The organism is Telluria antibiotica (assembly GCF_011682055.1).
GTDB lineage: Bacteria > Pseudomonadota > Gammaproteobacteria > Burkholderiales > Burkholderiaceae_D > Telluria > Telluria antibiotica.
On record NZ_JAAQOM010000002.1, the window covers coordinates 312,213 to 326,019 of the forward strand.

13 protein-coding genes are annotated in these 13,807 nt (G+C 69.9%); 1 reads left to right on the forward strand and 12 read right to left on the reverse strand.

The features are described from left to right. Position 1 precedes the first annotated feature (1 nt). The 12 genes from HAV22_RS04335 to HAV22_RS04390 are packed head-to-tail and all read right to left on the reverse strand — an operon-like array spanning position 2 to position 11,827. Positions 2–328 carry a cytochrome C oxidase subunit IV family protein gene (locus tag HAV22_RS04335; protein ID WP_166856863.1) on the reverse strand — a complete coding sequence of 109 codons (327 nt, stop codon included), beginning with the start codon at positions 326–328 and terminating at the stop codon, positions 2–4. Position 329: 1 nt separating this feature from the next. After that, entirely contained in the window at positions 330–995 is a 666-nt protein-coding gene (locus HAV22_RS04340) for a cytochrome c oxidase subunit 3 (protein WP_166856865.1), read from the reverse strand. Beyond that, on the reverse strand, positions 992–2,638 hold the full coding sequence (ctaD, locus tag HAV22_RS04345; protein WP_166856867.1) for a cytochrome c oxidase subunit I: 1,647 nt from the start codon (positions 2,636–2,638) through the stop codon (positions 992–994). The genes HAV22_RS04340 and ctaD overlap by 4 nt, the downstream gene beginning before the upstream one ends. Beyond that, entirely contained in the window at positions 2,619–3,563 is a 945-nt protein-coding gene (gene coxB, locus HAV22_RS04350; RefSeq protein ID WP_166856869.1) for a cytochrome c oxidase subunit II, read from the reverse strand. The genes ctaD and coxB overlap by 20 nt, the downstream gene beginning before the upstream one ends. Continuing rightward, entirely contained in the window at positions 3,560–4,333 is a 774-nt protein-coding gene (locus HAV22_RS04355; protein ID WP_166856871.1) for an SCO family protein, read from the reverse strand. Before HAV22_RS04355 ends, coxB begins: the two co-directional genes overlap by 4 nt. Further along, a complete protein-coding gene (locus HAV22_RS04360; RefSeq protein ID WP_166856873.1) occupies positions 4,330–4,731 on the reverse strand; it encodes a hypothetical protein in 402 nt (133 codons plus the stop codon). Before HAV22_RS04360 ends, HAV22_RS04355 begins: the two co-directional genes overlap by 4 nt. Further along, positions 4,724–5,749 (reverse strand): hypothetical protein, encoded by a 1,026-nt coding sequence (locus HAV22_RS04365; RefSeq protein ID WP_208296052.1) that lies wholly within the window; start codon positions 5,747–5,749, stop codon positions 4,724–4,726. The genes HAV22_RS04360 and HAV22_RS04365 overlap by 8 nt, the downstream gene beginning before the upstream one ends. Further along, the gene (locus HAV22_RS04370) at positions 5,746–6,345 is read right to left on the reverse strand and encodes a c-type cytochrome (RefSeq protein WP_166856875.1); all 600 of its coding nucleotides are present in this window, start codon (positions 6,343–6,345) and stop codon (positions 5,746–5,748) included. Before HAV22_RS04370 ends, HAV22_RS04365 begins: the two co-directional genes overlap by 4 nt. Continuing rightward, positions 6,342–6,878 (reverse strand): DUF3341 domain-containing protein, encoded by a 537-nt coding sequence (locus HAV22_RS04375; RefSeq protein ID WP_208296053.1) that lies wholly within the window; start codon positions 6,876–6,878, stop codon positions 6,342–6,344. The genes HAV22_RS04370 and HAV22_RS04375 overlap by 4 nt, the downstream gene beginning before the upstream one ends. After that, positions 6,875–8,272 (reverse strand): NrfD/PsrC family molybdoenzyme membrane anchor subunit, encoded by a 1,398-nt coding sequence (gene nrfD / locus HAV22_RS04380; RefSeq protein WP_166856877.1) that lies wholly within the window; start codon positions 8,270–8,272, stop codon positions 6,875–6,877. Before nrfD ends, HAV22_RS04375 begins: the two co-directional genes overlap by 4 nt. Next, on the reverse strand, positions 8,269–11,133 hold the full coding sequence (locus HAV22_RS04385) for a 4Fe-4S dicluster domain-containing protein (RefSeq protein WP_166856879.1): 2,865 nt from the start codon (positions 11,131–11,133) through the stop codon (positions 8,269–8,271). The genes nrfD and HAV22_RS04385 overlap by 4 nt, the downstream gene beginning before the upstream one ends. Positions 11,134–11,143: 10 nt before the next feature. Beyond that, positions 11,144–11,827, reverse strand: a complete 684-nt coding sequence (locus HAV22_RS04390) for a cytochrome c3 family protein (protein WP_371869531.1) — start codon at positions 11,825–11,827, stop codon at positions 11,144–11,146. A 225-nt stretch (positions 11,828–12,052) separates the two neighbouring features. Here HAV22_RS04390 and HAV22_RS31620 point away from each other — a divergent pair, with 225 nt between their 5' ends. Beyond that, entirely contained in the window at positions 12,053–13,654 is a 1,602-nt protein-coding gene (locus HAV22_RS31620) for a methyl-accepting chemotaxis protein (RefSeq protein WP_166856881.1), read from the forward strand. The last annotated feature ends 153 nt before the right edge of the window (positions 13,655–13,807 follow it).

Genomic DNA, 13,807 nt, shown 5'->3' on the forward strand with positions numbered 1-13,807 from the left:
CCTATTTGCTGCCGAACCGGGGCGTCACCGTGGTCGGTTGCTGCCACGGCGCCTTCAATTCCGTGCGCGTCGTGTAGTCGGACAGCGACAGCCCGAACAACAGCACGAGCGTCACGGCGCCGGCGACGGCCGCGAGCCGCAGCAGCGCCGGCGCGCGCTTCAGGCGCATGAACACGATCACGACGAGCAGCGCCTTCGCCAGCGCGATCGCGAGGCTGATCGCCGTGTTCAGCCACCCGAGACGCAGCAGCGCGCTGCCGGCCGTCAGCGCCAGCAGCGCGAGCAGCGCGAGCCACGTGAGCACGAGCGGTCGGATCGGCTTGTCCACGTCACCCTCCCGAGCGCGCCGTCAGGTACAGCAGCGGATACAGCACGATCCACACGACGTCGACGAAGTGCCAGTACAGGCCGACCAGTTCCACCGCCTCGTCGCCCGGCCCGCGCGGCGGCGCCTTCCGCAGCACGACCATCAACCACACGCAGGCGGATACGCCGATGAACAGGTGCAGCGCATGCAGGCCCGTCGCCGCGAAGTACAGCAGGAAGAACAGTTCCATGCCGTAGAGGGCAGTCGGCGTGCGGGCGTCGGAGGGATGGAAGCCCGTGCCGGGGAACAGGTGCTCGTCGAATTCCTGGTGCCATTCATAGCCTTTGATCGCGAGGAAGACGACGCCCAGCAGCGCCGTCAGCGCGAGCAGCCGCGCCGCGCGCCGGCGTCCCTCGGTGCCGCCGCCCTGCGCCGCGTGGCCCGCGAGGGCCATGCAAAAGCTGCTCGTCAGCAGGACGGCCGTGTTGACGGTCCCCAGCAGCATGTCCGTGTGGCGGCTCGCCATCCCCGTCGCGCCCGGATGATGCATGCGCAGGTACAGATACCCCAACAGCAGCGGCCCGAAGAACAGCAGCTCGCTGGACAGAAACACCCACATGCCGAGCGAACGGGCGAAGTCCTGCTGCGCGTGGTCGCGGAACTGCGGTTCGAGGACCGGTGCGTTCATGGTCCCTCCGGCGTGTAGGCGTACGGCTCGCGCACGACGACGGGGGGCGTCGTGAAGTTGTGTTCGGGCGGCGGCGAGTCGGTCTGCCATTCGAGGCCCGTGGCGCGCCACGGGTTCGCCGGTGCGCGCGCGCCGTAGCGCAGCGACCACGCGAGGTAGCCCAGCGGCAGCAGGTAGCCGACCGCGAGCGTGACGGCGCCGGCGGACGACAACACGTGCAGCAACTGGAATTCCGGCGGATAGCTGTGGTAGCGGCGCGGCATGCCCGCATAGCCCAGCAGGTATTGCGGGAAGAACGTCAGGTTGAAGCCCGCGAAGATGACGAGGGCCGCGATCTTCCCCCACGTTTCGGAGTACATGCGACCCGTGACTTTCGGCCACCAGAAATGGATGCCGCCCAGGTAGGCCATCACGGAACCGCCCACCATGATGTAGTGGAAGTGGGCGACGACGAAATAGGTGTCTGAAAGGTGCACGTCGAGCGCGAGCGCCGCGAGGAACAGCCCCGTCAGCCCGCCGATCGTGAACAGGCCGACGAAGCCCAGCGCGTACAGCATCGGCGCGGAAAAGCGGATGCTGCCCTTGTACAGCGTCGCGGTCCAGTTGAACACCTTGATGGCGGACGGGATCGCGACCAGGAACGACAGCAGCGAGAACACGAGGCCCGCGTACATCGACTGGCCGCTGACGAACATGTGGTGGCCCCACACGAGGAAGCCGATGACGGCGATGGCGAGGATCGCGTACGCCATGAAGCGGTAGCCGAACACGGGGCGGCGCGCGAAGCACGGGATGATCTCGCTGGCGACGCCCATCGCCGGCAGCACCATGACGTACACGGCCGGGTGCGAATAAAACCAGAACAGGTGCTGGAACAGCAGCGGGTCGCCGCCGAGCGCCGGGTCGAAGATCCCCACCTGGAACAGGCGTTCGATCGCGACGAGCACCAGGGTCATCGCCAGCACGGGGGTCGCCAGCACGAGGATCAGCGCCGTGGCGTAGTTCGCCCACACGAACAGAGGCAACCGGAACCAGCCGAGCCCCGGCGCGCGCAAGGTGTGCACGCTGACGATGAAGTTCAGGCCCGTCAGGATCGACGAGAACCCGAGCACGAGCACGCCGGACAGCGCGGCCACGACGTGCGAATTCGAGAACATCGACGAGAACGGCGTGTAGAACGTCCATCCCGTGTCGACCCCGCCCGCCAGCAGCGCCCACAGCACGATGGCGCCGCCCGCCATGTACAGGTACCAGCTGGCGAGGTTCAGCCGCGGGAACGCGAGGTCGCGCGCGCCGATCATCAGCGGCATCAGGAAATTCCCCAGCACGGCGGGGATCGACGGGATGAGGAACAGCCACACCATGATGATGCCGTGCGCCGTGAACAGCTTGTTGTACGTGTCGTCGCTGACGAGGTCACCCTGCGGCGTCGCCAGTTCGAGCCGGATCAGCGCCGCAGCCACGCCGCCGAGGAAGAAGAAGAACGTGATCGAGATCGCGTACAGCACGGCGATGCGCTTGTGGTCGCGCGTCGTCAGCCAGTCGACGAGCCGGTAGCCGCCGTGCAGGTAGCTCGGCTCGCGCCGCTCCGAGGGCGGCGTGCCCACGCCCTCGATGGTCGCGTCATTTTGCGCGCTCGTCATGCCCGCTCTCCCTGATGTATTCGATGATGGCGAGGATGTCTTCCTCGCCGACCTGCCCCGCGAACGACGGCATGATGGGCGAGTAACCGGCGACGACGTCCTTCTCCGGCAGCAGGATCGAGTCGCGTATGTACGGTTCGTCCGCCGTCAGTTCGCGGCCGTCCGCGAGGTGCACGCGCCGGCCCAGCAACCCCGTCAAGTCGGGCGCATGGACGCTCGAGCCGGGATCGTGGCAGCCGCTGCAGCCGTAGCGGCGATACAGTTCGTAGCCGTGCGCCGCCATGCCCGGCTGGCGCGGCCCCGCTTCCAGCCACTGCGCGAACGCCGCGGGCGGCATGACGACGACGCGGCCCAGCATCATCGCGTGCTCCGTGCCGCAGAACTCCGCGCAGTACAAGCGGTATTCCCCGGTGCGGCTCGGCGTGAAGACGATCGATGTGTAGCGGCCCGGGACGACGTCCTGCTTGATGCGGAAGTCCGGCACGAAGAAGCTGTGGATCACGTCCTGCGACGTCATCACGAGGCGCACCGGACGGCCCAGCGGCACGTGCAGTTGTCCGATCTCGCGGCGGCCGTTCTTGTGCTGCGTTTCCCACATCCACTGCTTCGCCACGACGAACACCGGCATCGCATTCGCCGGCGCCTGGTACAGCTTGACGTAGTCGACGGCGCCCCACGCATAGATGCCGAGGAAGAGCAGCAGCGGGATCACGGTCCACGCGATTTCGACGGGCAGGCCCTGCTTCGGCACGTGCGTGCGGTCCGCCTTCGAGCCGGCCCGGTAACGCACGGAAAAGCCGATCATCAATGCGAGCAACACAACGGCGACGGTGCCCGTCAGCAGCAGCAGGCACAGGGCGAGGCTGTCGAGGCGCGCGGCCGACGCGGCGGCGTCCAGCGGGAGCAGGCGGAAATCCGTGTTCACGTCCGCCCTCCCCGCCGGCGCCACAGCCAGCACAGGAACAGCAGCGGCAACAGCAGCACGCCCGCGCGCACGCCGGCCAGCGCGGCGCCCGTGTGGCGGCCGGACGTGGGCGCGTAGTGCGCGCACAGCAGCAGCACCAGTTGGCCGAACGACGGCGCCGGCGCATCGTGCCCGGCCGCCTTCACGGCGGCGCGCAGGCCGGCAGGGTCGAAGCGCACGCCGGAAAACGCGTGGGCGATGCGGCCGTCCGGCGCCAGCACGACGAAGCCGGCCGCGTGCGCGAGCTGGCCGCTCGCGGCGTCGGGCACGGCGCGGTAGCCGAGCGCCGCTTCGAGTTGCGCCAGCGTGGCCGCGTCCCCGGTCAGCAGGGTGAGGTCGGCCGCGCCGCCGGGCAGCAGCGCCGCGTACGCCCGCTTGCGCGTGGCCGCGGCCGCGGCGCCGTCGCGTGGATCGACGGACAGCCCGACCAGGCGGTAGTCGCCCGCCGCGAGGCCGGACAGCGCCAGCGCCTGAAGCACGCCCTCGAACAGGGTGCTGCACAGGTTCGGACAGGTGTAATAGCCGGGCACCAGCACGATGGGACGGTCGAACAGTGACGCCAGCTTCACTTCCCGTCCCTCGTCGTCGCGCAGTATGGCATCGAGGGGCAGCCGCGTGCCGGGAACGGGCTCGAAACGCGCGGGCGGCGGTGACGGCAGGCGCAGCGCCTGTGCGGCGGCCGGACTGCAGCCCAGCACCACCGCCAGCAGCAGGATGACGACGGCGTTCATCGCGCCTCCCTCGCCGGCGTGAGCACTGGCGGCGTCCGGCCCGGCGCCGCGGGCGCGACCTGGCCACGCGCGGGCTGCGCCGCGCCGCCGCGTGCGGCCAGCAACGCCATCGCGTCGTCCAGCGGGATGCGGGCGATGCCTGCCTGGCGGTCGACCCAGCCATAACTCGCGAGCAGGCGACGCTTTTCCGCGAGGTACGCGACGCGGTCCGGCTGCGGCGCGGGCTGCAGCTGCGGCGCGTTGCCGGCGAACGCATGCGGCGGCGTGTTCGCTGCAGGCCCGTTTTCGCGCAGCATCAGCGCCGCGGCGCCGAGCGCGCACACGATGCCGCCCAGGATGACGTACGCGCCGCGGCGCAGGCCGCGCAGGTCCAGGTCGTCCCCGTTGTAGTCAGGCATGGGCGCCCTCCTTTCCGCCATGCGCCAGCGCCATCCACGCCAGCAAGCCGAATCCGGCCGCGACGAGGGGCGCGAGCCACAGCCAGTGATGCGTGACGAACGGGACGGACGGCAGCACGAGCCACCAGCAATCGAGCAGGTGCGCGGCGAGCAGCGCGCCCGCCAGCACGCCCATCAGCGCAGGCGCGGCCTTCGCATGGCGCGACAGCAGGATGCACAGGGGGCCGGCAAAGTGCCCGGCCACGAGCACCCACGCGACGGCCTGCCAGCCGGGCGCGCCCCGCCGCAGGTACCACGCGATCTCGTGCGGCAGGTCGGCCGCCCAGATGATGAGGAACTGCACGTACGCGAGATAAGCCCACGTCAGCACGTACATCATGAGGAGGTTGCCGAGGTCCGGGAGGCGCCGGCGCGCGGCGCCGCGGTCGATCAAGAGCACGGCGAGCGCGAGGCCCGTTAACATCTGCCCCGTGCCGGCCAGCCAGCCGAACACGCTGGAATACCATTCCGGCTGCAGCGACATGATCCAGTCGACGGAAGCGAGGCCCACGGACAACCCGTACGCGATCAGGCAGACGGCGGCACGGATGGCGGACCGGGTGCGGGCGCGCGTCTCGACGATGGCGAGCACGCTCCACAGCAGCAGGTAGCCGATGCTGCGCACGGTGAAGAATACGGGCGTGAGCCACAGGTGGCGGAACGCGGCGTCCGGCTCGCCCGGCACGCCGTGCTGCCACGGGTACAACAGCGGTGCGCCCACCAGCACGGGAAGGAACAGCAGGCAGGCGAGCGGCAGCCAGCGCGCCGCACGCAGCAGCGGGCCGCGGATCGTCTCGCCCCACGCGCCGCCCGTCAGCTGGTGCAGCCACACGTTCGCGAGGCCGCCAAGCAGCGCGCCCGCGACGAACCACCACGCGGCCAGGTAGCACGCGAGCAGCGCGCGCAGGTCGAGCCGCCAGCCCGCCAACGCGGCGGCAAGCAGCACCAGCGCGGGCAGCGCGAACGTCCGCCGCTTCATGGCTGCCCTCCCAGGCGCGCGCGCACGTGCGGCGGCAGCGCGGCGGCGTCCGCGTGCTGGCTCAGTTGCAGCGCGCGGATGAAGGCGACGATGGCCCAGCGGTCGGCCGGTTCCACCCGGTCGCCGTACGGCACCATCACGCCGTAGCCGTTCTTGATCACGTCGTAGATGTGGCGGTCGGGCGCGTTGCGCAGCCGGTCCTGGTGGTACGACGGCGGCGCCGGGAAGCCGCGCCGCACGACGAGGCCGTCGCCGTCGCCGGCCGGGCTGTGGCACGGCATGCAATAGATCATGTAGCGGTCCTGGCCCCGCTTCAGCAACGTCATGTCGACCGGGTACGGATTCGTCTGCGCCTCGTCGGCGCCCAGGTCGCGCTGCACGAGATCGACGCCCTGGCGGCCGCCGGAACTGTCGGCGAACGCGCCGCGCGCGCGCGGTTCCGTGCCCGCGACGGGCGCGCGCGCGGAGGCGCCGTCCTCAAACAATGGGCTCGGCGCATACGTCTTGTAGCGCGGCTGGTCGTACATGTCCTGCTTGGCGCGCTCGCAGCCGGCCAGCACGCACAGCGCGATCATGGCGACCACGACGCGCCTCATGCCGGCACCTCGCGCAGCAGCAACGGATGCAGTTCGCCGAGCAGGTCGCGCGCGAAGCCGGGCGCGAACACGGGGTCGCGCGCGGGCAGGCACAGGAAGAAGCGGTTGCGGCTCGCCAGTTCGAATTCCTCGACCTCGAACAGGGGGTGGTACAGGCGCGGCAAGCCGTTCAGCACGAGCATCGTGACGACGGCCGCGATGGCCGCGCCGAGGATCGTGATCTCGAACGTGGCGGGGATGAACGCGGGCCAGCTGTTCAGCGGCCGTCCGCCGATGTTGATCGGATAGTCGACGACGGCGGCATACCATTGCAGGAAATACGTGGCGGCACCGCCCACGATCCCGCCCAGCAAGGTCAGCGGCGCGATCCACCCTTTGTCCGCGCCGATGATCTCGTCCAGGCCCTCGATGGCGAACGGCGTGTACGCCTCCACGCGCGTCCAGCCCCGCGCACGCACGTGGCGCACCGCGGCGCACAAGGCCTCCGCGCTGGGGAATTCGGCCAGCAGGCCGTACAGGGGCAGCTCGTTCATGCCTCCCCCTGCGCGGATTCGCGTACGAGCTCGCGCATCTCGGCGATCGAGATCGCCGGAAGGAAGCGCACGAACAGCAGGAACAGCCACACGAACAGCGCAATGGAACCGAACAGCGTGATCCAGTCCCAGCGCGTCGGGTAGAACATGCCCCAGCTTGAGGGCAGGTAGTCGCGGTGCAGCGACGTCACGACGATGAGGAAGCGCTCCATCCACATGCCGCAGTTGATGACGAGGCTGAGCAGGAACAGCAGCGCCACGCTGTGGCGGACGCGCCTGAACCAGAACAGCTGCGGCACGAGCACGTTACAGGCCAGCATGGCCCAGTACACGGACGCATACGGTCCCGCGAAGCGGTTCACCGTCATGTAGCGCTCGTACACGTCGCCGCTGTAGAACGCCGTGAAGATCTCGGCCAGGTAGCCGTACGCCACGAGCCAGCACGTGGCCAGCAGCACCTTGGCCGCGTTCGCGAGGTGGCGGCCCGTGATGAAGTCGTGCAGCCCGAACGCGTGGCGCAGCGGGATCGCGAGCGTCAGGACCATCGCGAAGCCGGAGAACAGGGCGCCGGCGACGAAGTATGGGGGGAAGATCGTCGAGTGGTAGCCGGGCGTGTTCCCGACGGCGAAGTCGAGCGACACGATCGTGTGCACGGAAACGACGAGCGGCGTCGCCAGCCCCGCCAGCAGCAGGTACGCCCACTCGAAGCGGGCCCAGTGGCGCGCCTCGCCGCGCCAGCCCAGCGCCAGCAGGCCGTACACGACCTGGCTGGTGCGCTCGCCCCGCTGGCCCGCGCGGTCGCGCAACGTGGCGAGGTCGGGGATCAGCCCCACGTACCAGAACAGCAGCGACACCGTGAGGTACGTGGCGATGGCGAAGAAGTCCCACACGAGGGGGCTGCGCCACTGCGGCCACACGTTCATCACGTTCGGATACGGCACGAGCCAGTAGAAGAACCACGGCCGGCCCAGGTGCAGGATGGGGAACAGGCCCGCGATCGATGCCGCGAACAGGGTCATCGCCTCGGCGAAACGGTTGATCGAAGTGCGCCATTTCTGGCGCAGCAGCAGGAGGACGGCGGAGATGAACGTGCCCGCGTGGCCGATCCCGATCCACCACACGAAATTCCCGATGGCGAAGCCCCACGCGACGGGGATGTCCACGCCCCAGATGCCGATGCCCTTCACGAACAGCCATGTGACGGCGACGAGCAGCGCGCACACGCCGGCCGACGCGACGAGGAACGCCGTCCACCAGCGCCAGCCGAACTGGTCGGTGAGGACGATGTTCGCGATCTTGTCCGTCACGCTCGCATAGCCCCAGCCGGGGCGCAGCACGGCGCTGTCCCGAGAATGCAGGGTGTCCGAGTTCGCGCGCGTGTCGGGCGTGCTCATTCGAGCTCCGGATCGGGGTTCAGCACGCGCGTGACGTAGCTCGTGCGCGGGCGGGTGTTGAGCTCCGCCAGCAGGTCGTAGCCGAGCGGCGTCGCCTTCGCGGCGACGACGTCGCTTGCCGGGTCGTTCAAGTCGCCGAAACGGATCGCGCGCGTGGGGCACACGGCCTGGCATGCGGTGACCATCTCGCCGTCCTGGATGCGCCGCCCGGCCTTCTCGGCCTCGACGCGGGCGCGGGTGATCCGCTGCAGGCAGTAACTGCATTTTTCCATGACGCCGCGCCGGCGCACCGTCACTTCCGGATTCTGCTGCGCCTTCAGGCTCTCCACGTTCTGGTTCGAATACTGCAGGAAGTTGAAGCGCCGGACTTTGTACGGGCAGTTGTTCGAGCAGAAGCGCGTGCCGATGCAGCGGTTGTAGACCTGTACGTTCAGCCCCTCGCTGTCGTGCATCGTGGCACCGACGGGGCACACCTCCTCGCACGGCGCGTGCTCGCAATGCATGCACGGCACGGGCTGGAACAGGGTGCGCGCGCCGGCCTGGTAGCGGTCGACGCGGATCCAGTGCATGCTGCGTCCGCGCGCCACTTCCTCCTTGCCGACGACGGGGATGTTGTTCTCCGCCTGGCACGCGACCGTGCACGCCGCGCAGCCGATGCACGCGTTCAGGTCGATCGCCATGCCCCATTTATAGCCGCCGTGGTCGCGCTCCGGGTACATCGACGCGTGCTTGTCCCCCTCGTGCTCGCGGGGCGCGGGCCGGCCGTCGGCGCCGCGCGCGAGCTCGCGCACGCGCATTGCGCCGGGCGGGGCGGCGGCCTGCGTGCGGTCGGCCAGTGCGGCCACGTGGACGGGTTCGCGCCCGTGCATGTCGACTTCCTTCTGGCGCAGCACGAGGTCGTGCGTGCGGGAAGTGCGCTCCAGCGCCAGCGCGGGCGGTGCGGCCAGCGCGGCGCGCGTGCGCAGGCGATACGCGTCGAAGCCGACGCCCTCGCCCACCCCGCCCGCCGCGCGTCGGCCATACCCGAGCGGCAGCGTGACGACGCCCTCGGCCTGGCCCGCCACGACGAGCACGGGCGCCTCCACCGTGCGGCCGTCCACGCGCAGCCGGGCGACGACGCCGTCGGCGAGATCCGCGCGCGCCGCCGTCGCGGGACCGACGAGGGCCGCGTTGTCCCACGTGAGCGACGTGAGGGGCCGCGGCAGTTCCTGCAGCCACGCGTTGTTCGCGAACGCGCCGCCGTCGACGGCCGGATCGGGCGCGAACACGACGACGAGCGGGGGCGCCGCCACGACAGCCGGCCGCCCGACGGGCTTCGCCGCAGGCGGCGCGACGAAGACCGCCGTGCTGCCGTCGACGATGCCGCGGCGCAGGCTCGCGCGCCACGCGCGGTCCGTGCCGTCGCTTCCCTGCCACGTGGCGCGCACGAGCGCGTGGCCGTCGCGGCTGTCGGCACCGGCCAGCTGCGCGAGGATCTCGTGCGCGGAGCGGCCGCCGTACAGCGGCGCGATCAGCGGCTGCACGATTGTCGCCGTGCCGTCGTGCGCCCGCGCGTCGCTCCACGCCTCGTAGCCGTGCGCCATCGGCAGATGCCAGCGTGCCGCGCGCGCCGTCTCGTCGCGGTACAGGCCCAGGTGAGCGCTCAGCGGCACGCGCTGCAGCAGCGCGGCGAAGTCGACGTCGGCCGGCGCATCGTACGCCGGGTTCACGTCCAGCATCAGCAACGTGTCGACCTGGCCGGCGCGCATGGCGTCGGCCAGCGCGGCGAGCGACGCGCCGTGGTCCAGCGGGCTGCGCTCGACGGGTTCGATGAAGGCGAGCGGGCCGCCGGCGCCGTTCAGGCGCGCGTTCAACGCGTACGCGAGCGCACGGCCGGCGGGGCTTAACGTGGCTCCGGCGACGACGAGCGCCTGGCCGCGCGCGCCGTCCAGCGCTTGCGCGACGGCCGCTTCCCAGCGGTCCAGCACGCGGTCGGCCGCGCGGCCCACATCCGGCGCGGCCCCCAGGCGCGCGGCAATACGCCACAGCGCGGCCTCGATCTCGTGCGGCGCGCGCGCGAGGCGCGCGTCGGCATAGGCGCCCGTCAAGGTGGGCGTCGCTTCCAGCACGTACAACCGGTTGGCGTCGGCGCTGGCGCCCAACCGGCGCGGTGCCGTGAACGTCCGTGCGTGCGCGAGGCTGCCGGGCAGCGCGCCGAACAGATCGGCGTCCAGCGCGACGACGACGCGCGCCTTGTCCAGCCGGTACAGCGCGTCGAGCGGGCGGCCGAATGCCAGTTGCGCGGCCTGCGCGGCGCCGTCGTCGTGCAGCGGGTCCCACGCGTGCCAGCGCACGTTCGGCAGGCGCGCGCGCAGCGCGGCCAGCTGGTTCGCCAACGTGGGCGACGTGACGGTGCCCGTGAGGATGGCGAGGCCGGCGCCGCCGTCCCGTTCGAAGCGGGGCCGGCGCGCATGCAGCTCGGCCTCGAACGCGCCCCACGTGGCCATCTCGTCGCCGCGGAACACGGCTTGCGAACGGTCCGGGTCCCACAGTTGCAGGATCGACGCCTGCGCGAACACGTCGGTGGCGCCGGCCGACACGGGGTGGTCGGGATTGCCCTCGACCTTCGTCGGCCGTCCCATGTTCGATTCCACCAGCACGCCGTGCGCGAGTCCATGGCGCACGAACGCGGTCGCGTAGAACATCGGGAGGCCCGGCACGCCCTGCTCCGGCATCGTCACGTACGGCACGATGGGTTCGGCGGGCGGCCCGCTGCAGCCGGCACCCGCCAGCGCCGCCGACGCGGCCATCAGCTTCAGGAAGCGGCGCCGGGCCGACTCGTCCTGGGCGATGGGAATGATCGGATGGTCGTGGCGCATCATCGGTAGCACGTCATCGGTGGCAGGTCGAGCAATTGGTCAGCGCCTGGGCATCGCGCAGCTTGTACAGGCGATTCAGCTGGCGGATCTCTTCCGCGCTCAAGGGCTTTTGCGGCGCCATCGACAACACTTCGTTCAGCGGCCGCACGTGGCTCGGCGCGTCGCGGTGGCAGCGCAGGCACCATTGCATCTCCAGCGAGGCCGTGCGCCACGTGATGGGCATCTGGTCCACGCGGCCGTGGCACTCGATGCAGGCGACGCCCTTGTTCACGTGGATGTCGTGCTCGAAATAGACGAAGTCCGGCAGATCGTGCACACGCACCCAGTGGATCGGCTTGCCCGTGCGTGCGCTCTCGTGCAGCTTTGCCAGCAGCGGCGAATCGAGGAACAGCTGCGAATGGCAGCTGAGGCAGACGGACGTCGACGGCATGCCCGCGGTGGCCGAGTTTTCCACCGCCGTGTGGCAGTAGCGGCAATCGATACCGTCGTCGGCCACGTGGTGCTTGTGGCTGAACGGGATGGGCTGGGGCACGGGTGCGTAGGTCACGTTGCGGGGCGTCATTGTCCAGCGGGCCAGTGCGATCCATGTTCCGACCGCGACCACCAGACCCAGCAGGATCAGCTTGACGAACAGGACCGCGGGACGTGAAAACGGTGGCGCCATCGATTCGTGGATGCGGGTTGAACGGGTCTGCACCGGACGCGACGGGTGGCGCACCGGTTCCGGAACACAGAGGCAGTATAGGCTGTCATTTCTACAACTCCGCGCACGTTACCGCTGGGCAGCATCCATTCGTAGCAATATAGTTTCCAGACAGAATATGCATATTGCGTCATTGAATTACGGAAACGTAGAATGTCGGTTATCATAATTGGTTTTTGGGAACAAATTTCCCTACTCATGACGACACGGACACCACCGATGAACTGGTTCAACCGCCTCCGCCTGGCCACCAAGCTGGGCCTCACCTTCGCCGCCGTCCTCGCCCTGACCGTCCTGGTCGGCATCATCTCCGTCCACCAGCTCGCCAAGGTCAACGAGACGTCGCTGCGCCTCTCCTCCCACTGGATGCCGGGCATCCGTGTGATCGAGGACATCAAGTCGCAGATCGCCCGCATCCGCACGCGCGAGCTGCAGTACATCATTTCCAGCGATGCGTCCGAGATGGACAAGTACGACAAGGTCATCGAGAAAGACCTCGAGGACCTGCACCGCATGCAGGACGACTACGTCAAGCTGCTTGAGTCGCCCGAGGAAAAACAGGGCTACGCCGAATTCCTCGACCTGTGGCAGCGGTATATGGCGGAAAGCGTCAAGGTCCGCGCCGCCGCGCGCCAGAACGACGACGCGCTGGCCAAGACGCTGATCCGCGGCGAATCGAACAAGCTGATCGTCGCACTGCGCGCGCGCGTGGACAAGACGGTCGACATGTACACGGAAGGCGGACGCGCGGCCGCGCGCGAGGGTGCCGAGCGCTATGCGCGGTCGCGCGTGCTGATCGTCGCCCTCGTCGTCGGCTGCGTGCTGCTGGGCGCCGCCGGCGCCGCGCTGCTCACGCGCTGGCTGATGCGCCGCCTGGGCGGCGAACCGGACTACGCCACCGACATCGTCAAGCACATCGCGGCCGGCGACCTGTCGCTCCACGTCCAGACGCGTCCCGGCGACGACACGAGCCTGCTCGCGGCGATGAAGGCGATGCAGGCCAGCCTGTCGCACATCGTCGGCAACGTGCGCGCCGCCACCGGCACGATCTCCAGCGCGTCCACGCAGATCGCGGCCGGCAATATGGATCTGTCCTCGCGCACCGAACAGCAGGCCGGCGCGCTGCAGCAGACGGCCGCCTCGATGGAAGAGCTGACGACCACCGTGCGCAACAACGCCGAGCACGCGCAGCAGGCCAACGCCCTCGCCGACACGGCGGCCGGCGTCGCCCAGCAGGGCAGCACCGCCGTCGCCCGCGTCGTGGAGACGATGGGCTCGATCCACGCATCGTCGCAGAAAATCGTCGACATCATCGCCGTCATCGATGGCATCGCGTTCCAGACCAATATCCTCGCGCTGAATGCCGCGGTGGAAGCGGCGCGCGCGGGCGAACAAGGCCGGGGCTTCGCCGTCGTGGCGGGCGAAGTCCGTACCCTCGCCCAGCGCTCGGCCGCCGCCGCCAAGGAGATCAAGGCCTTGATCGGCGCGTCCGTCGAGCAGGTGGAAAGCGGCGCGGGCCTCGTGTCCGAAGCGGGCGCCACGATGCGCGAGGTGCTGCAGACGGTGCAGCAGATGCACGAGCTGATGGTGGAGATCAGCCACGCGGGCCGCGAGCAGAGCGCCGGCATCCAGCAGGTGCACGACGCGATCACGCAGATGGACGGCGTGACGCACCAGAACGCCGCCCTCGTCGAAGAGGCGGCGACGGCCGCCCAGAGCCTGCACGAGCAGGCCGAGGCCCTCGACCGGCTCGTCAGCGTGTTCAAGCTGGACGGCGAGCCGCGCCGCGCCGCGGGCAGCCGGGCCCTCGTCGTCCGCTGACCGACTTCCTCCGCGTGGCGCCGCCCTGGCGCCACGCCCCTTCCGCGCTCTCCGCGCCGGTCCTTCCCCCCGAGCCTTTGAACGTCGCAGTGCCCGCCTGCGGCCCGCTTCCCGCGCCGTCGCGCTGCTATGTTTGCGCAAACAAAAACTGTT

What these genes read in the sequence shown, in the direction of transcription:
- HAV22_RS31620 (WP_166856881.1), top strand. Translation starts at nt 12,053, where the DNA reads ATGAACTGGTTCAACCGCCTCCGCCTGGCCACCAAGCTGGGCCTCACC.
- HAV22_RS04365 (WP_208296052.1), bottom strand. Translation starts at nt 5,749, where the DNA reads ATGAAGCGGCGGACGTTCGCGCTGCCCGCGCTGGTGCTGCTTGCCGCC.
- ctaD (WP_166856867.1), bottom strand. Translation starts at nt 2,638, where the DNA reads ATGACGAGCGCGCAAAATGACGCGACCATCGAGGGCGTGGGCACGCCG.
- HAV22_RS04370 (WP_166856875.1), bottom strand. Translation starts at nt 6,345, where the DNA reads ATGAGGCGCGTCGTGGTCGCCATGATCGCGCTGTGCGTGCTGGCCGGC.
- nrfD (WP_166856877.1), bottom strand. Translation starts at nt 8,272, where the DNA reads ATGAGCACGCCCGACACGCGCGCGAACTCGGACACCCTGCATTCTCGG.
- HAV22_RS04340 (WP_166856865.1), bottom strand. Translation starts at nt 995, where the DNA reads ATGAACGCACCGGTCCTCGAACCGCAGTTCCGCGACCACGCGCAGCAG.
- HAV22_RS04385 (WP_166856879.1), bottom strand. Translation starts at nt 11,133, where the DNA reads ATGATGCGCCACGACCATCCGATCATTCCCATCGCCCAGGACGAGTCG.
- HAV22_RS04360 (WP_166856873.1), bottom strand. Translation starts at nt 4,731, where the DNA reads ATGCCTGACTACAACGGGGACGACCTGGACCTGCGCGGCCTGCGCCGC.
- HAV22_RS04375 (WP_208296053.1), bottom strand. Translation starts at nt 6,878, where the DNA reads ATGAACGAGCTGCCCCTGTACGGCCTGCTGGCCGAATTCCCCAGCGCG.
- HAV22_RS04355 (WP_166856871.1), bottom strand. Translation starts at nt 4,333, where the DNA reads ATGAACGCCGTCGTCATCCTGCTGCTGGCGGTGGTGCTGGGCTGCAGT.